General features: G+C 55.3%; 17 protein-coding genes. 6 read left to right on the forward strand and 11 right to left on the reverse strand.

The window, feature by feature from the left end; all coding sequences use genetic code 11:
* The first annotated feature begins 68 nt into the window (after positions 1-68).
* Complete coding sequence (locus RHJ80_RS06490; protein WP_310800601.1) at positions 69-959, forward strand: alpha/beta fold hydrolase; 891 nt, start codon at positions 69-71, stop codon at positions 957-959.
* On the opposite strand, the gene RHJ80_RS06495 is transcribed toward RHJ80_RS06490, so the two are convergent.
* The 8 genes from RHJ80_RS06495 to recN all read right to left on the reverse strand — a co-directional run bounded on the left by RHJ80_RS06495 (position 956) and on the right by recN (position 8,795).
* Positions 956-1,909 (reverse strand): heme o synthase, encoded by a 954-nt coding sequence (locus RHJ80_RS06495; RefSeq protein WP_302677839.1) that lies wholly within the window; start codon positions 1,907-1,909, stop codon positions 956-958. The genes RHJ80_RS06490 and RHJ80_RS06495 overlap by 4 nt on opposite strands.
* A 17-nt stretch (positions 1,910-1,926) precedes the next feature.
* Positions 1,927-2,847, reverse strand: a complete 921-nt coding sequence (locus tag RHJ80_RS06500) for a COX15/CtaA family protein (RefSeq protein WP_315863368.1) — start codon at positions 2,845-2,847, stop codon at positions 1,927-1,929.
* A gap of 145 nt (positions 2,848-2,992) precedes the next feature.
* Entirely contained in the window at positions 2,993-3,562 is a 570-nt protein-coding gene (locus tag RHJ80_RS06505; protein ID WP_310453534.1) for a hypothetical protein, read from the reverse strand.
* A gap of 63 nt (positions 3,563-3,625) precedes the next feature.
* A complete protein-coding gene (csaB, locus tag RHJ80_RS06510) occupies positions 3,626-4,645 on the reverse strand; it encodes a polysaccharide pyruvyl transferase CsaB (RefSeq protein WP_310744372.1) in 1,020 nt (339 codons plus the stop codon).
* Positions 4,642-5,364 carry a CbiX/SirB N-terminal domain-containing protein gene (locus RHJ80_RS06515; RefSeq protein WP_310800605.1) on the reverse strand — a complete coding sequence of 241 codons (723 nt, stop codon included), beginning with the start codon at positions 5,362-5,364 and terminating at the stop codon, positions 4,642-4,644. Before RHJ80_RS06515 ends, csaB begins: the two co-directional genes overlap by 4 nt.
* The gene (gene hisS, locus RHJ80_RS06520; protein WP_310743558.1) at positions 5,334-6,602 is read right to left on the reverse strand and encodes a histidine--tRNA ligase; all 1,269 of its coding nucleotides are present in this window, start codon (positions 6,600-6,602) and stop codon (positions 5,334-5,336) included. The genes RHJ80_RS06515 and hisS overlap by 31 nt, the downstream gene beginning before the upstream one ends.
* A 41-nt stretch (positions 6,603-6,643) precedes the next feature.
* The gene (locus tag RHJ80_RS06525) at positions 6,644-7,009 is read right to left on the reverse strand and encodes a resolvase (RefSeq protein ID WP_206199471.1); all 366 of its coding nucleotides are present in this window, start codon (positions 7,007-7,009) and stop codon (positions 6,644-6,646) included.
* A gap of 67 nt (positions 7,010-7,076) precedes the next feature.
* Positions 7,077-8,795, reverse strand: coding sequence for a DNA repair protein RecN (gene recN / locus RHJ80_RS06530; RefSeq protein WP_310800606.1), 1,719 nt, complete (start codon positions 8,793-8,795; stop codon positions 7,077-7,079).
* Between the two features lie 154 nt (positions 8,796-8,949).
* Here recN and crtR point away from each other — a divergent pair, with 154 nt between their 5' ends.
* The 3 genes from crtR to RHJ80_RS06545 are packed head-to-tail and all read left to right on the forward strand — an operon-like array spanning position 8,950 to position 12,102.
* Positions 8,950-9,834 carry a beta-carotene hydroxylase gene (gene crtR / locus RHJ80_RS06535; protein ID WP_399364977.1) on the forward strand — a complete coding sequence of 295 codons (885 nt, stop codon included), beginning with the start codon at positions 8,950-8,952 and terminating at the stop codon, positions 9,832-9,834.
* Positions 9,835-9,848: 14 nt separating this feature from the next.
* Positions 9,849-10,808, forward strand: coding sequence for an ABC transporter ATP-binding protein (locus RHJ80_RS06540; RefSeq protein ID WP_302677845.1), 960 nt, complete (start codon positions 9,849-9,851; stop codon positions 10,806-10,808).
* 55 nt (positions 10,809-10,863) lie between these two features.
* Positions 10,864-12,102, forward strand: coding sequence for an endo-1,4-beta-xylanase (locus RHJ80_RS06545; protein WP_310800607.1), 1,239 nt, complete (start codon positions 10,864-10,866; stop codon positions 12,100-12,102).
* A gap of 2 nt (positions 12,103-12,104) precedes the next feature.
* On the opposite strand, the gene RHJ80_RS06550 is transcribed toward RHJ80_RS06545, so the two are convergent.
* The gene (locus tag RHJ80_RS06550; protein ID WP_310800608.1) at positions 12,105-13,757 is read right to left on the reverse strand and encodes an aldehyde dehydrogenase family protein; all 1,653 of its coding nucleotides are present in this window, start codon (positions 13,755-13,757) and stop codon (positions 12,105-12,107) included.
* A 151-nt stretch (positions 13,758-13,908) separates the two neighbouring features.
* Here RHJ80_RS06550 and sufC point away from each other — a divergent pair, with 151 nt between their 5' ends.
* Together sufC and sufD are read left to right on the forward strand one after the other, a co-directional pair.
* Positions 13,909-14,691, forward strand: coding sequence for a Fe-S cluster assembly ATPase SufC (gene sufC, locus RHJ80_RS06555; RefSeq protein WP_310800048.1), 783 nt, complete (start codon positions 13,909-13,911; stop codon positions 14,689-14,691).
* A complete protein-coding gene (gene sufD / locus RHJ80_RS06560) occupies positions 14,688-15,986 on the forward strand; it encodes a Fe-S cluster assembly protein SufD (protein WP_310800609.1) in 1,299 nt (432 codons plus the stop codon). Before sufC ends, sufD begins: the two co-directional genes overlap by 4 nt.
* Here the strand turns inward: sufD and RHJ80_RS06565 are convergent.
* Positions 15,983-16,606 (reverse strand): Crp/Fnr family transcriptional regulator, encoded by a 624-nt coding sequence (locus RHJ80_RS06565; protein WP_310800050.1) that lies wholly within the window; start codon positions 16,604-16,606, stop codon positions 15,983-15,985. The two genes, sufD and RHJ80_RS06565, sit on opposite strands and share 4 nt — an antisense overlap.
* Positions 16,607-16,691: 85 nt before the next feature.
* Entirely contained in the window at positions 16,692-17,204 is a 513-nt protein-coding gene (gene fldA, locus RHJ80_RS06570) for a flavodoxin FldA (protein ID WP_206199479.1), read from the reverse strand.
* Positions 17,205-17,484 lie beyond the last annotated feature (280 nt).

A 17,484-nucleotide genomic window follows, 5' to 3' on the forward strand; every position in this document is an offset into this window, starting at 1 on the left:
AATTGTTACGAAACGTAAAGATCGCTATCTTAAAAGGTAATACACTTTGCAAAAAGGGATTGGGCAGAATGACCTCTACGCTCCCACCAACAACCGCATTTCCCACCGCCGACTGGCACTGGCGGGGTCATCGCATTCGCTATGGGGTTAATGGCAGTGGTGCCCCAATGGTGTTGGTTCATGGTTTTGGTGCCTCTATTGGTCACTGGCGCAAAAATATCCCTGCCCTCACCGCCGCAGGTTACCGTGTTTATGCCCTTGATTTACTGGGTTTTGGTGCTTCGGCAAAGCCGGATTTAACCTACAGTTTGGATCTGTGGGCCGAGCTACTGGCGGACTTTTGGCAAGCCCACATTGGGGAACCCGTGGTTTGGGTAGGGAATTCCATTGGTGGTCTGCTGTGTCTGATGATGGCGGCTCGCTATGGCCACACCTGCCGTGCGGTGAGTGTTCTCAACTGTGCCGGGGGACTCAACCACCGTCCCAATGAACTGAATTGGATGCAAAGCCTCTTTACGGCCATCTTTCGCACCTTGGTCGCCTCTCCCGGCATTGGTCATTTGATCTTTAACCAGATTCGGCAGCCGGAGCGCATCCGCAAAACCCTGACCCAAGTCTATGCCAATCCCGACGCCATTACCGATGAATTGGTGGAACTACTGCATCGGCCCGCCATGGATGCCGGCGCCAAGGAAGTGTTTGCCCGTGTGATTTCAGCACCGCCGGGACCGAAAATTGTGGATTTGCTGCCAGAGATTCAAGTGCCGATTCTGGTGCTCTGGGGTGAGGTGGATCCTTGGACGCCGGTGTCGGGGACTCAGCACTTTGCAGCCCATCAAGATCGCTTGCCGATTCGCATTGAGCGACTGCCCAATACTGGCCACTGCCCCCATGACGATCGCCCGGAGCTGGTGAACCCGATCCTCATTGAGTGGTTGCAACAGTTGGGACACGCCTAACTCAAGAGGCAAGCAAGGGCATCGAGGCTTTCTGGCAACTGGGGCAAGAGAATGCGATCGCCGACCATGGCAGCACACAGCAGCATCATATAGAGAATCGAGAACTTAAAGAGGCTGCGTGCCTGTTCTTTGTCCTCTGGGGCTTGGGTCAACTGCCACGCGCGGTAAATAAACCAACTACCAAGGGCGATCGCCACCACACCATAGCCCCAGCCCACGACACCGCAAGGGTAGATTAACAGCAGACTGGTGGGCACCAGTGCCAAGGTGTAGAGAAAAATTTGCCGTGCCGTGACGCGATCGCCGTTAACCACCGGCAACATCGGCACCCGCACACGGGCATAGTCCTCTTGAATCAGCATCGCCAACGGCCAAAAATGGGGCGGCGTCCAGATAAAGATAATGGCAAACAGCACCCAAGCTGCCCAACTCAGTTCTCCCGTCACCGCTGCCCAACCCACCAAGGGGGGAATCGCCCCAGCCGCACCGCCAATCACGATATTTTGCGGCGAAGACCGCTTCAGCCAGTGGGTATAGACCCCCACATACACCGCAATTCCGGCCATAGCAAGGCAGGCACTCAGGAGATTGGCAAAGACCGCCAAGAGGCTAAAGGCCGTTGTTGCCAAGAGCACTGCTAGAAACACCGCTTCCCAAGGAGCCACCCGACCCGCTGGCAAAGGGCGATGGCGCGTCCGCTCCATAATGGCATCAATATCGCGGTCATAGAGACAGTTGATCGTATTCGCTGCCGCCGCTGCACAGGCACCACTGACAAGGGTTATCAGGAGCAATTGGGGAGCCACCCGACCTTGGCTTGCCACTTCCATTGCTGCCGCAGTTGTAATCAAAAAGAGCAGAATTAAGCGCGGTTTGGTGAGTTGGACATAGTCCACTAATTTTGTCGAGAGATCCCCCGTTGAGGAGGAAAGTCTGGCTAGGAATGTCATGCGAGCCTCAAGATCGTTCAAAACTTATGCTTCAGGGAACCGGCTTGGCGATCGCGCCATGCCAATGTGGAAATGGCAACCAACACCCCCAAAAGGGTGGCGCCAACCATTTGATGGGCAACGGTGAGTGCCGGCACCTGTAGCTTTAGTTGTAGGGTGCTCCAGCCCAAGGCCACTTGCAGAGCCACCACCGGCAGAAGCGAGAAACTCAGTTGCCGCAAGAGGGGAGCCAAGGCTGGGCTACGCCACGCCACCATCACCACCCCTAAAACGCTCAGGGTGGCTGGGACAACACCGATCAGATGGCTATTGAGGACTACACACAGGCGATCGCCATAGAGGCACTGATGCACTGCCCACTGCGAAGACACCAAGCCCCCTAACAAACTTTGGCCATAGACACATAGCGCGGCAATCACTGCGGCAATCCGCAACCAACGGGCGCTCCCCGTACCCCGAAAGGGAGCTAAACCAACGGTGATGGCTGCCAAAAGGCAAAAGAAGAGCAGTCCTGTGCCCAGGTGAGCGGTAACAATTTCAAAGCGCAGCAATTCAGTCACCGTCAGGCCACCGAGAATCCCCTGCACAATCACAAGGCACAGTGCCGCCGCAGCAGCAGAGGGCACCCAAGGGGGCAGAGCTTGCCGCCAAGCCACACTCAATCCTACAAAGGCGATCGCCATCAGCCCTAAACTGGTGGCCAGCAGGCGGTGAAACCACTCTAGGAAGATCTGCAAATCCATTTGCGGTACTAGGGTGCCAAAGCACAACGGCCAATCGGGACAGGCTAAACCGGCATCCATCACCCGTGTGGCACTGCCCACCGCCATCAAAAAGAGGGTAAAGACCGTCATCAGCAGCACGAGGCGAAAAATCCACTGGCGACGGACACTGGGATCACTGCCTAGGGTCAAGGGTGAGACATGAAAGGGCCCCAGCACGGATTTTTCCTCGACAGCAACAACTTCTTCATGGTAAAGAAGCTAAGGGGGGGATCAGGGCTGGCGTGAAAATCTATAGCTTTTCTTTAAGTTTTCGCTAGAGTATAAATTTTTCTTGCATTTGATTGCCGAGTTTGAAGGTCTAAAACGATGGCTCTCCGGCACTGGGTTGACGCTGCAAAAAGTGGAGAAAATCCAACAGTTCTTCATCGCTCAGTTGCTGGCGCGATCGCTTGCCATAGCGTTGCAGCAAACAAGCCCGCCCTTCGGCCTCTGTCCATCCCAAGCGTTTCATTTCCACGGTAGTTTGGGCAATTTCATCCGCTAAATCCACGGGTTCGCGCTTAGGGGGGGGCTTCTCGCTAGCCGGTTTGACCGCTGGCTTACTGCGGCGGGAATTGGCAGGAGTGGTGGGTTCCAAGAGCAGATCAGTATTGCTGGCCTCTGACCAAGGAGCTGCCTCGAGGACTGCGGGGGTGCGGGGAATCAGTTCCGCCTCCGTTTGCACAGGGAGGTGAATACCGAGAAGTTGCAGGGCACGCTGGCGAGCACTATCTTCCGCCTGTTCTAGGGTGGGGGCAGCAGCCATCCCCGTGGCTAGAATCGTGTCGCCCACAAGGAGGGTGGTTTTGACAATAAAGAGGCCGTCATGGATTTGCAATAAATCACTGACAATGCTGCCGGTGGGATAGCGGCGGTGGAATTCGCTCATGGGGTTGCCGCAATAAAACGACGCATCGAGTTGATCTTATCCTATCCTTGCTGAAGGGCTGGCCTAGAGGAGATTCAGTACTGCCTTGTGAACCGCAGCCGATTGCAGGTAGGGTTGATAGTCGGGCACGGGGGCTGCGAAGGTGTGTTGCCATTGGTGGATCAAGGCAGTGGGGTCAGGGGGCAATGCTGCTAGTTCAACCCCCGCCATACCCGTATCGGCCATGAGGTAACTCACCTTGGGATCATAACTGAGGGCAAAACAGCGACAACCCACACTAGCCGCCATAATCAGGGCATGGAGGCGCATGGCGATCGCCCCCGCCGTTGTCGCCAACAGTCCCTTCATCTCGCGGGGATCCTCACAGGACACGAGTTGCGTCTGCTCAGGGACTAATGCCCCATAGAGATCCTCAGCCAAGGGCAAATCCTGTTGGGGCTGAAAGGGCAACAGCAAAAGCGGTACCCCCGTCTCTGCCTGCCACTGCCGCAAGGCCATTTTCAGAAGCTGCCAGCGATCGCCCGTGAGGTGTCGATGGGGACGTAAACACACAGCAATGGGCGCCTTGTCCTTGGGAGGTAGCACAGGACGGGCTGACATCAGCCACACGGGATCGGCACCCTGTTGATGGGGAATGCCCCACTGCCGCAAGAGAGCCGCTGACCCGGAATCGCGCACCGTGACTGCAAGACAACGCCGCAGAAGGGCCCGTGTCCACCAACGATAGAAAGGCGATCGCAGAGGGCCAATCCCCTGTGCCCAAGCAATAGTGCGACAACCAAAGCGCTGTGCAAGGGTCATCAAACCAAGGTAATAGAGGGGGCTGCGCCAACTGGTGACATCCTGAATGAGGCTCCCACCACCCCAAATGAAGGCTTGGCTCTGTTGTAGGGTGCGCAGCACCTTTGGCCACTGGCGGCGATCGCAGGTAGCAACGCCATAGCGGGCTGCTGTGGCTGTAGGATTGCCGCTGAGGACAACCGGTGAAACGTGGGGCGGCAACTGTTCGAGGAGCGTTGCCAAGAGGGCTTCATCCCCGGCATTGCCATAGCCGTAGTAGCCACAGAGAAAGACTTGACTCATGCGACAGGCTCCACTAGCGGCACTGCCTGAAGAATGTCTTGAAGAACGTTGATCAAGGCGGGGGTGGGTTGAATGGCTGGCACCAAGGAAACAGCGTGGTGGGGATACCTGACTTGCAATGTCGCCAGTTGGCTGTGGACCTGATCAACGGTTTTACCGCCGAAGAGAAAGTAGCCATAAATTTTGCTACTGGTATACCCCTGAGCCATCCGCGTCTCAAGGGCATGGTCTAAACTTCCCACTTCGGTCAGCAGCGCTGGACGCACACCACAGGTCTGACACAGTTCCTCAAACCAAGGGTGAACTTCAGGCCGACGACTGCCGTGGCCAAGGAGAATATCGGCGGCTGCATCGGCGATCGCCTGCCGTAACCACGCTTGAAACAGGGGTTGCCCCCCTAAGAAGGTCAATAGTTCTAAAGGTAAAGGCGAGTCAGTACTCGCGATCGCCTGCGGCAGATCCACCACCACATGGTTGCCCGGTAGTAAAAACAGGGGTAGAATGACTACCCGCTGAGCGCCTTGACGTTGCGCTTGGCCACTGAATTCCTGAATCTTGTTAGGTAGTGGTTCTTCCTCAAGGGTGCCCCAGCCCACCATTCCTAGGCGGGTGAGTTGCTGACACAAAAAGGCCATTGCCGCCTGTGGCTCAGGGGCAGGACTGCCGTGGCTAATGAGAAAATAGGCCATCATGATGGGGCAGAAAAGCGCGATCGCCAAGTTTCGCTCAACAGTTCCTGTTGCGGTACCAAGACCTGTTCCCCAGAGGCCAGCCACTTCAGCTGTACTGTGCCATCGGCCGCTTCGCTCTCGCCAATCACCAAACAAACGGTGGCACCGACGCGATCGGCGCGTTTGACCTGTTTACCAAAGGCACTGCCGCTGAGATCCATTTCTACGGTATAGCCTTGATGCCGCAATTGCTGTGCCAAAATCAGGCCTTGGCGTTCGGCAGCTTTGCCACGGGTCACCATATAAAGGTAGGGTTGATCACGCGGCGGCAACGGGCGATCGCGCAGGAGTAAAATCAACCGTTCCAGTCCCATCGCCCAACCAATGGCGGGGGTGGCAGGTCCCCCTAATTCCTCGACAAGGTGATCGTAGCGCCCCCCTCCACAGACGGTTCCCTCGTTGCCCAAACGCAAATCCTGAAATTCAAAGGCGGTATGGGTATAGTAGTCGAGGCCGCGCACAAGGGCAGGATTTATCTGGTAGCGGATGCCCAGATCCTGCAAGAGGGATTGCACCTGCTCAAAATGGTCGCGCGATCGCGGACTGAGATAATCCAACAGCCGCGGCGCTTCCTTTACAATCGCTTGGGTGTGAGGGTCTTTGCTATCGAGGATGCGCAAGGGGTTGCGGTGCAGACGCTCTTGGGAATCGGGGTCTAACTCTGCCTTGTAGGGGGTGAGGTAATCCACCAAGGCCTGACGATATTCACTGCGATCCTCGCGATCGCCCACGGAGTTGAGCATCAGGGTTAACTCCTTCAGTCCCAAGGCCTGCAAAATATCTAAAGCCACAGCAATGACTTCGGCATCGGCACGGGGATCGGCACTGCCTAAAACTTCCACCCCCAACTGGTGAAACTGGCGATAGCGACCGGACTGTGGCCGCTCGTAGCGAAACATGGGCCCTAGGTACCACAGGCGTTGGACGCCCCCTTGGCTGTGCAAACCATGTTCAATATAGGCGCGCACCACCCCCGCCGTGCCCTCTGGCCGCAGCGTCAGCGACCGTTGACCGCGATCGCTAAAGGTGTACATTTCCTTACTGACAATATCGGTGGCTTCGCCAATGCCCCGCTCAAACAGAGGGGTTTGCTCAAAAATGGGAGTGCAAATTTCGCGGTAGGCAGCGCGATCTAAAATCTGGCGAGCAATGGTTTCTAAATACTGCCAATAGACCCGCTCAGCGGGCAAAATATCGCGAGTTCCCCGTGGTGCTTGCAAACCCATGTGTGGTCAATGCGCAAATGAAACAGACGTATTATACCTGCCTAGCTTCCTAGTAACTTCTCCACCCGCTCTAGAACCTCGCGAATGTGCTTTAATTCCCCGAGAATTTCCTTGAGGAGATCATCTGTCGGATTGGGGGGCGTGGTTTTTAATTCCACTTGGAGGGTAGTAATGCCCATCACGTCACGGGCAAAACGAGCCACTTCATTGGGGTGAAACAGCAGCGGTTCACGGCGGCTTTTGCGATGCTCTGGATTGAGGCGTTGGGGATCAAAGGGGGGATTCATGGTTTCATGATTGGTGTTGACATAACGATAAATAGACGCACGGGAGCGGCGGAGAGTTTGCTGCACTTGATCAATGGTCATTAACTCATCCCCCCCCGCAGGATAGGAAGAACGCTGCATTGAGAACGGCCAAACGGTAATGTTGCTATCAAACTTATTTTACTGTAAGGATATGGACATCAAATCGTCAGGTTTTCATGCTAATTCCTTCGGCGTTAGGCGGAAAGGGGCGTTGTTGCTGTGCCAATAGGCCACTGGCAAATGACAGTGCCATTGCCGAGCGATCGCCCCCCGCTAAATCCGCAAGGGCTTGGACACGTGCCTCACTGGTTAAGTATTGCACACGAATTACCGTTGTGGCGGTACTGGGATCAATGTCCTTTTGCACCAAATAGTGATGATTAGCCGCTGCCGCAATCAAGGATTGATGGGTAACGCACAACACCTGATGGGTTTGCCCCAATCGGCTTAAACTCTCGGCGATCGCCCCCGCGACGCGGCCAGAGACCCCGACATCAATTTCATCAAAAATCAACGTTTTCGGTGTTTGCTGTGTCGTCAAGCAGGTCTCCAACGCCAGTAAAAATCGGCTCATTTCACCGCCAGAGGCCACCTCCCCAAGGGGTTGCAGGGGTTGACCGGGGTTGGCGCTCCAGAGAAAGGTAATCTCATCACTGCCGCTACTACTGGCTTCTGTGGTCGTCAACTGCACGGTAAAACGGGCTTGGGGAAGTCCAAGGGGGCAAAGGTGGGTAAGGAGGTCTTGTTCGAGGCGTTCTGCTGCCCTTAGTCGTAATTCGTGAAGTTCAGCACTGGCTTGTTCAAGGGCCTGCCGCAGTTGGGCAACTTCTGCCGCTAGGCGCTCTTGGCTGGTGGATTCTTGACTCAGCATGGCTAATTCTGCTTGGATGCGATCGCGATAGGCAATAACACTGGCCAAATCAGAGCCATACTTGCGACACAGGCGTTGGAGTTGGTGAATGCGCTGACCTAGGGCATCGAGCGTAGCTGGATCCGCATCGAGGCGATCAGCATAACTGCGCAGTTGGCGGGCGGCTTCTTCGGTGTGGGCGATCGCCCCCTCTAACAATTCGCTCATCGGCTGAAGCGCTGGATCCCAGTCGACAATGGATTGCAGTGCCCCTTGGGCTTGCGCCAGCAACGTCACCACACTGGGTTCCCCTTCGTAGAGGAGGTAATAGGCCTGTTGGCTTTGGCTTTGCAGTTCCTGCACATGGCTGAGGCGTTGGTAATCCTGTTGCAATTGGGTCAGTTCTTCAGGGTCGTCTAGGGCAGCCGGCAGCAGTTCTTGCAGTTGAAAGTGCAGTAAGTCGAGTCGCTGGAGCCGTTGCTGTTCCTGAGCGGCAAAATCCTGCAATTCCCGTTGCCGTTGTTGCCATACTCGGTAGGCGTCTGCCACCCGCTGCCGCTGGCTCATTAAGGCCTCGCCCCCATAGCGATCGAGCCAATCCCGCTGTTGAGAAGCGCTGGCCAGTTGCACTGCCTGTCCTTGAGCTGTCAGGCGCACAAGGTGCCGCCGCAATTCCTGAAGTTGCTGGCGATTCACTAGCACACCATTGACCCGGCTGCGACTGCGAAAGGTTTCCCCCTTGAGACTAAACTCGCGGCTACAGATCACCTCATCCCCTTCAGCATCAATTTCTAGGGTGGCCAGCCAGTCTCTCACTGGGGGGGTCAGGGTGAAAATAGCTTCGATACAGCCCTGCTCTGTCCCCGATCGCAATTGCCGCGCCGAGAGCTTCCCCCCAAGGAGAGCATCAATGGCATCGAGGAGAATCGACTTGCCTGCCCCCGTTTCCCCCGTGAGGACATTCAACCCCCGCTGAAAGGTCACCTCTAGCTCCGCAACGAGGGCAAAGTTCTGAATCCGCAGCGTTTGTAGCATTGTGGCTCCACTAGAGCAACGGTTCTAGGGCCATCCTTGAGCAAAGGGCGGTGACCCACTTTTGGGATCGTGCGACTTGATTTTGTACCGCTGATTAGCCTACATAGTATGAAGGTAACATTTTGCAACAATGTGAGGAGCGACCGCGCGGATGATCACGGAGGCAGCGATCCCGGCCACGGTTCCCAAGGAATTTTTAGGTCCACCAGTGGGCTTTAATCCCACTTTAGTGATGTTTTTTGCCGCATTTGCGATCGCCATTCTATCCACTTGGGGCTACTTTCAGGGTCACTGGCCGGGCTGGGTCTCATTTGTGGCCAATATGCTGGCCTTGCACCTCATGGGCACAGTAATCCACGATGCCTCCCACAATGTTGCCCACAGTAACCGCATCATGAATGCAATTATGGGTCATGGCAGTGCCCTGATGTTGGGCTTTGTTTTCCCTGTCTTTACGCGGGTGCACATGCAGCACCATGCCCATGTCAATGATCCAGAAAACGATCCCGACCATTATGTTTCCAAAGGGGGGCCCCTGTGGCTAATCGCGCCCCGCTTTTTCTACCACGAGGTTTTCTTTTTTAAGCGGCAGCTTTGGCGGAAGTACGAACTCCTAGAGTGGTTTCTCAGTCGCTTGACGCTGGTGGGCATTGTCACCTTTGCGGCGCTTAATGGCTATTTAGACTACGTGCTCAACTATTGGTTTTTGCCCGCTGGGGTGGTGGGTCTGATGTTGGGGCTATTTTTTGACTATTTTCCCCATCGTCCCCATACCGAGCGCGATCGCTGGCACAATGCGCGGGTCTATCCCAGTCGCCTCCTGAACATTCTCATTTTTGGCCAAAACTATCACCTCATCCATCACCTCTGGCCGAATATTCCTTGGTACAAAGTGCAGCCGGCCTACTACGCCGTTAAACCGCTCCTCGATGCCCACGGCTGCAAACAAACCCTTGGTATATTGGAACCAGGGAATTTCTTGCCCTTTCTCTATGATGCTTTGGTGGGTTTGCATTTCCATCGCCCTCGTTCTTCCTGAGGTGAATCTCCGATATGCTGGCTGACGCTGCGGGCGATCGCCCCCCTGTGGTGGCGGTTGAGAACTTACAAAAGTCCTACCGTAGCGGATTTTGGCTGCGGACGGTGCTCACGCCCCTCAAGTCTGTCTCGCTGCAAGTGCACCAAGGGGAAACCTTTGGCCTGCTGGGACCCAATGGTGCCGGTAAAACCACCCTGCTGAAGATTCTCTTGGGGCTAGTGCAACCCAGTGCAGGGCAGGGTACGCTGCTGGGACATCCCTTGGGCGATCGCGCTGTGCGACAGCGGATTGGCTACCTGCCGGAAAATCCCTACTTTTACGACTATTTAACCGCTTGGGAGTTTCTAGAGTTTACGGCGGGACTCTTTGGCCTCAGTGCTGCCACCCGCAAGGAACGTATTCCTCTGCTGTTGGAAATGGTGGGCCTCAACCTCAAGGATGCCCGCAAAAAGCAAATGCGCCGCTACTCGAAGGGGATGGTGCAGCGGGTAGGATTGGCGCAAGCCCTGATTAACGATCCCGAAGTGGTCTTTTTGGACGAACCCATGTCGGGTCTCGACCCCCTTGGCCGCTACCAAATTCGCGAGATCATTCTTTCTTTAAAACAGCAGGGTAAGACTATCTTCTTTAATAGCCATGTGCTGGCGGATGTCGAGGCCATTTGCGATCGCATTGGTATTTTGGCGCAAGGGCAATTGATTTGCGCAGGCGGTGTGGATGAACTCCTTGGCAGTAGCGAAGCTTATCACGTGGTGGGCAAAGGCGGTCATGTGGATGGCCTTCAGGAATGGCTCTATTCCTTAGAAATTCAGGGCGATCGCTGGCAAGGCGTGATCAAAATTCCCCTCCAACGCTTCCTCACCCTCGTGGAAGAGATGGGCGGCAAAATCCTCCAACTGCGCCTTGCGCGCCCCACCCTCGAAGAGTTTTTTGTCGAACAACTGCGTCAACAGGGGATTCAAGTGACCCATTAGGGAGCTTGGGATAGCGACAATCCGTCTGAAGCTCTAGTGATCTAAGGGTTGATTCATGCTGAACTGGCGCCGTTTTCTCTGGTTGAGTTGCCTAGCTGCTCTTTTGGTGGTTGCCTGCGGTACCTCTGCCTCTTCTGTGGCCACTGATGCCCTCAGCCAGCAAATTGAGCAATTGCGACAGGCGCCCCTCACCGTCGTTGTTGAGAATGGCCAAGGCCGTCCGATTCCCCATGCCCGCATCCAACTGCTGCAGCAAAGCCATGCCTTTCCCTTTGGCATTGCCCTCGATACGGAGATGTTTCGCCCCACCCCACCCGCGGCTGCGCCTTGGTACAAACAAACGGCTCAGGCAAACTTCAATGCGGCGGTTCATGAAAATGCCCTCAAGTGGTATCAATTGGAGCCAGAGCAGGGCAAGCTGGACTTTACCATGGCTGACACCATTTTCAGCTGGGTGCAGGCCCAAGGCTGGCCAATGCGGGGGCATACCCTTTTTTGGGAAGTAGAGCAGTTTAATCCCCCATGGCTGAAAACACTGCCACCAGAGCAATTGCGCGCAGCGGTGAAAAACCATGCCATTGCCGTGTGTCGCCACTATCGCGGTCGGATCAACGAATTTGATGTCAACAATGAGATGCTCCATGGCAATTTTTTCCGCAGTCGCTTGGGTGAGGGCATTGTCAAAGAGATGTTTGCATGGTGCCGTGAGGGCAATCCCGATGCGATTCTCTATGTCAACGACTACGGCATCATTGAGGGCGATCGCCTGAATGACTATGTTGAGCAGATTCGTCGTCTCTTGGCGCAAGGGGTGCCCCTTGGCGGGATCGGTATTCAAGCCCATCTGGAATATCCCTTGGATGAGGCCAAAATGCAGCGTGCCCTCGATACCCTCGCCCAGTTCAATCTGCCCTTGAAAATTACCGAAGTGAGTGTGAGTTTGGCGGACGAACAACAGCAGGCCCAGACCCTGCGCCAAATTTACCGCATTGGTTTTGCCCACCCCGCAGTCAAGGAAATTTTGCTTTGGGGCTTTTGGGCGGGGAACCATTGGCGTCCCCAAGCCGGACTCTATCGCCAAGACTTTTCCGCCAAGCCAGCGGCGATCGCCTACCGCAAACTCCTTTTTGAGGACTGGTGGACAAGGGTGAATGGCCAAACCAATGCCCAAGGCCAATGGCAGGGACGCGGCTATCTTGGTCGCTATCGCTTAACAGTGACAGCCCAAGGCCAAACCCGCACACAGGAGTTGACACTGCCTCAAGGGGGGACAACCGTCACCGTTCGGCTATGAGCCTAGCCCCGCATCGCCGCCATCAAGAGGGACAGCCAACCCAAGGGATTGCCGCCAGCGTAAATGTCCATGACCGCCTGCGCCAGTTGGGGTAGGCTGCGATGGCCATAGAACCAAGGGGGCGTGACCGGTAACTGGAAGGGAACACGAACCACGGCTTTTTCGGGATAGTCAAACAGAAAGCTATTGTGAACCACGCCCACCCCAGAACCAATGGCCGCTGGTGTATGTCCGGGAAAGGCTCCCCAAGGGGTACAGCCCAACCCATAGGCCAAGGAAACCCATGCATTGATGGCAATAGAACCGTAGCGCAGTTGGGCGATCGCCTGTTCCAGCACTTCTGCATAGCTGGCCTCAGTACGCGGATCAACGATTAGACTACAGCCGAGGGTACCCCAGAGCCGCTCATTGACAAAGGGCACGGCAGTGGTGAGGTAGGCGGCGGCATCGCTAACGGGCAATTGCACCTCTGCCAACAGACCACAGAAGACCTCCTCTTGGAAAATGCGGGGATTGGCCGTGGGGGTGAGGCCTTCAATCAGGGTCCAGGGAATCGTGCCTTCAACAGCGGGACTCAGCACTGTGGCTTGGGGATAATCCGCCAGAAACGACTCATAGCGGGCGATCGCTCCCGGATAATAGGCAGGGCGAGGGGGAATCGCTTGCAGTTGTGCCTTGAGAGCCGTCAAAAATGCCTCCCGCTGCGGCCAGCCAGCAGCAGTGACCAGAATCTGCGCGGCAATGCAGTTAAAGCTGGCGTTATGGACAAGGGCACTGGCCACTTGGCGGGCTTGATACGCCAGTTCAGCCTCTGTCCATTCACCGGGGACAATCAGCAAGGGGGTCACATTGCCCAGTTCTGCTGTTATCGGTTTGGTCAGCTTGGGTTGTTGGCGGGCTTTGCGGATGGCCTGTTCTGCAGCGGTTTCCCCCCAAACTAGACGATTGTAGGTGTGGTGGGACCCAGTAATATGAATGTGCTGCGTCAATGGATGATGGCAGAGGGCTTCCCCTAGGGCGGCATCTCCTTCAACAATCTCAAGGAAACCCGCCTCAATTAAGGGCGCACAAATCTTGCGAAAACACTCCGTCAAAGGCGCCAAGAGGGGATTCATCTTCAGTAGTGCCACTCGATTGGCCGCCACCAGTTGATAGAGGGCATCCGCCAAGCACAATGATGTGATATTGCCCGCCCCCAGCACCACAGCGACCCCCGGCGGCGGTGGGTTACGGTGGGCACTGCCCTGACTTGGGGGTTGATCGGGTTGGAGCCAAACTTCGGCTTTCACCCCAAACCAAAGTAAACGCTCTTGCCAATTGCGCGGCAGAATGTCAGCGATCGCCTGACCACTGGGGGCGGTTCGCCAGCGCGGCACTGGAGGAGTTGCCTCGTGACGCAGGGCATGGAGATAGTGATCGAGCTTGAGAATTAAGCCCAAAGGGCCTGTTGTCCATTCTTCCCCTGCCCAAACCCCCTGGGGGTCAATACCTTTGATTTGACAGGCCAAGGTCACCCATTCTGGAGCATGGCGACGGGCAAGGGTCTTCATGGCTTGAAGATAGCCCATGCGCTCTCGCGGTGCGAGGCATTGCCAGCGGCTGGCCTGCTGATGGAGGCGTTCAAGTTCGGGAATGGTGCTTGTTGAGAGTGTCATAAAAGGTGGTTGATTTTCTCCTGTGGGCATGGTTTGACAGCGGTGCCGGTGTACTGTTGTCGTCAATACTCCTCTGCCAAGAAACTCAATCGCGATCGCCAGCCCGCTGCGCTACATTAAAGAATTATGAACGATGCAAGGGAGGTAAGGCGTGATTCGTCCCGACAGCGAAGTCATTTTAGAGGTGCGTGATCTCACGGCCAGTGTGGAGGACACCCCCATTCTCAAAGGCCTGAATCTGACGATTCGCGCTGGGGAAATTCACGCCATCATGGGTCCCAATGGCTCCGGCAAAAGCACCTTCTCCAAAATTCTCGCGGGTCATCCCGACTACACCGTAACTGGTGGCGAAGTGCTCTACAAAGGCAAAAATCTCTTGGACTTGCCCCCTGAAGAGCGTGCCCGTGAAGGCGTCTTTTTGGCGTTTCAATACCCCCTTGAAATTCCGGGGGTGAGCAATCTCGACTTTTTGCGGGTGGCCTACAACGCCAAGCGCAAGCATCAAGGTCTCGAGGAACTGGATGCCTTTGACTTTGATGATCTCGTGCGACAGAAAATTGAACTGGTGAAGTTGGATGAAGGCTTCCTCAATCGCGGGGTGAATGAGGGTTTCTCCGGCGGTGAGAAAAAGCGCAACGAAATTCTGCAAATGGCGCTCTTGGAGCCAACCCTTGCCATTCTTGATGAAACCGACTCTGGGCTTGATATTGATGCCCTGCGTATTGTTGCCAATGGCGTCAACCAACTCACTCGCCCCGATAACTGCATTCTCCTGATTACCCACTATCAACGGCTGCTGGACTACATCGTGCCTGACTATGTCCATGTGATGGAGGGGGGACGGATTATCCTCACTGGCTCGAAGGAATTGGCACTAGAACTGGAAGCGCGCGGTTATGACTGGGTTCGCGAAGAGGAGGGGGCTGTATCATGACCATTACAGTCAACGCCAATTCCGATCAAGCGGATCTGCCCAAGGCCAGTCGCACGAATGAACTCAATAATGAACTCAATGATCTATTGAACTGCGCACCGCCCCCGCGCCATGCTGAGTTAGAATCCCTGCGGCAAGCGGCCCGCGATCGCCTCCATGAGCAAACCTTGCCCACCCCCCGCGATGAGGATTGGCGCTTTACGGATTTATCGGCTTTACGGACGCGATCCTTCCAAGCCCCCATTGCCCCCCTCAATCCAGAAATTGTTGCCGAAGTGCGGCATCTGCTGTGCGAGCGCAGCTTTCCAACCGTTGCGCAAATTGTTCTGATTGATGGCTATTTTTGCGGAGAACTCTCCCGTGTGAATGCCGCTGGGGTTGAGCTATTGCCCCCTTCCCTGCCAGCGATCGCGCCGCCAGAGGTCTTTAGCGATCTCAATACAGCAATGCTGGCTGATCGCGTTTGCCTGCGTCTATCGGGGACTCTCCCTGAACCTGTGGAGGTGTTCTGTGTCAGTAGTCGGCAGCAGCAGAGTGTGGTGTCACCGCGTCTGACGGTTCAAGTTGCTGCCCAAGGTGAAGCTACCCTGATTGAACGCTTTTTGTCCCTCACGGGCGATCAACAGTTCACCAACAGTGTCACGGAACTCTCCCTAGGAGCCAGTGCCCGCCTGCGCCATGTGCGGATTCAACACCAATCACCAACGGCGATTCACATTGGCTGTACAGCGGTGTGCCAAGCCCAAGACAGTGACTACGAGGGGCACGCCGTTGATTTGGGGGGATGCTTGAGCCGCCACAATTGGCAGGTGCAGATCCAAGGCAGTGGCAGCCAGACAATCCTGAAGGGACTGGCGATCGCCATGGATAGCCAAATTATGGACACCCACTCGGCAGTGTTCTTTAATGCTCCCCATAGCGGTAGTGAACAGATTCACAAGTGCATTCTTGGCGATCGCGCCCACGGTATTTTTAATGGTCGCGTTGTTGTGCCCCAAGTGGCGCAGCTCACGGATGCTAGCCAACTCAATCGCACGCTGCTGCTCTCCGACAAAGCCCGCGTGGATACCAAGCCCCAACTAGAAATTGTGGCTGATAACGTCAAGTGCTCCCACGGTGCCACTGTCAGTCAACTGGCTAGCGAGGATCTGTTCTATCTGCGCAGTCGTGGCCTTGATGAGCACCAAGCGCGCGATTTACTGGTGAAGGCCTTTGCCCTTGAGCAACTGGTGGACATTGAGCCAGACCCCCTGCGGCAGGAAATTGAAGAAGCGCTCTTGGCTAAGCTACACTAACCCCTGTTCTTTGGGCAGCATGAATCTTGGCCAAGAAGAATCAGGTGGCGATCGCGCCCCCAGCGGAGCCGCTGTTGCTGACGCAGTTGGTGGAGTAAGCGGGTTACGGTCACCCGAGTAATGCCTGTGTAGCGGGACAGTTGGGCATGGGTGAGCCGCACAGGGAGGCGAACACCCGCGGGGGTGCTGACGCCAATCATTTGCCCCAAAACCACTAAAACTTCATACAATCGCTGCACAGCAGTGGGATAATGACCGGCCTTCAGTAACAGATCACTGTAGTACTGCCGATACTGTTGCCCCTCGCAAATGAGGCGTGGTAAGTGTGCAGATGCGTGTACCTCAGCGGCCGTAAATGAGAGGAGGCGACTTGGGCTTAGCGCCTGTATTTCATAGCAAAGATCAGGGGAGCCACAAACGGCCATTCCCGCCGTCCCTAACCCAATAAAACAGAGGTTGCCGTCGCTGTCGACGAGGTTGATCTCAATAATCCCTGTTTGAATCAGCCAAACACGCTCCCGCAGCACGAGGGATGCGTTGCGGCCTAGTTCAGAAGCTGGGTAGGCTTTCGCCACAGTTGTGGCTGGATCAATAGGTGTATAGAGGGGGACGGACATCATTCCCATACCCAAAAACGGAATGATTACTATTATCAAAATTCAAAAGAGAGGCAACCCCGCATTCACTGAGTTGCCCCAAAACCGTCTAGAGACCAAACTCTTGCTTGAGTTGTGCGACCCACTGCTGAACGCGTTGATCCGTAAGATCGGACTGGTTGTCTTCATCAATGAGTAGACCCACAAACCGATCTCCCCGCAGCGCTTGGGAGGCATTGAATTCATACCCCGCCGTCGACCAGTATCCTACCGTCTCACCACCCCGTTCACTGATTTTTGCCTCAAGAATACCAATGGCATCGCCAAAGTTGTCAGCGTAGCCCACTTGATCTCCTGCGCCAAAGTAGGCCACTTGTTTGCCAGTGAAATCAATGCTGTCTAGCTCCTCGTAAAAGCCCTCCCAGTCGGCTTGAAGTTCGCCCACATTCCACGTTGGACAGCCGATAATCAGACGATCATAGGCCTCAAAGTCAGAGGGACTTGCTGATGCTATATCATGCAGTTCTACCACCGCAGCATTGGCAAAGGCGGACTGGATTTTCTCTGCAATCATCTGGGTGTTGCCAGTTTGGGTTCCATAAAATAAGCCAATTGTTGCCATCGATAACATCCCCGTAAGAATTGTTTGCCGGCGTTCTCCTTGAAGGTTCTGGGGCGATCGGCAGGATTGGGGAGCCTGTGAACACTGTCGTGCTCCCCTATTTATTATTGCAAATTTATTTCAACTGGAAACCTGTTTTAGAAGACTCGCTGTTGATCGTCCAAAAATTTCGAGCCTCTGTTCAGCACCGATTGTGCCCTCAATGGAGTCGTCGTAGTTGGCAATCAAAGCTCCCTTGTCCTGAAGCAGCTATGGTCAAGAGGCCAACCAAGGGCAGAAG

This window comes from Thermosynechococcus sp. QS41, assembly GCF_031583515.1.
In the GTDB taxonomy this organism is placed as follows: Bacteria; Cyanobacteriota; Cyanobacteriia; order Thermosynechococcales; family Thermosynechococcaceae; genus Thermosynechococcus.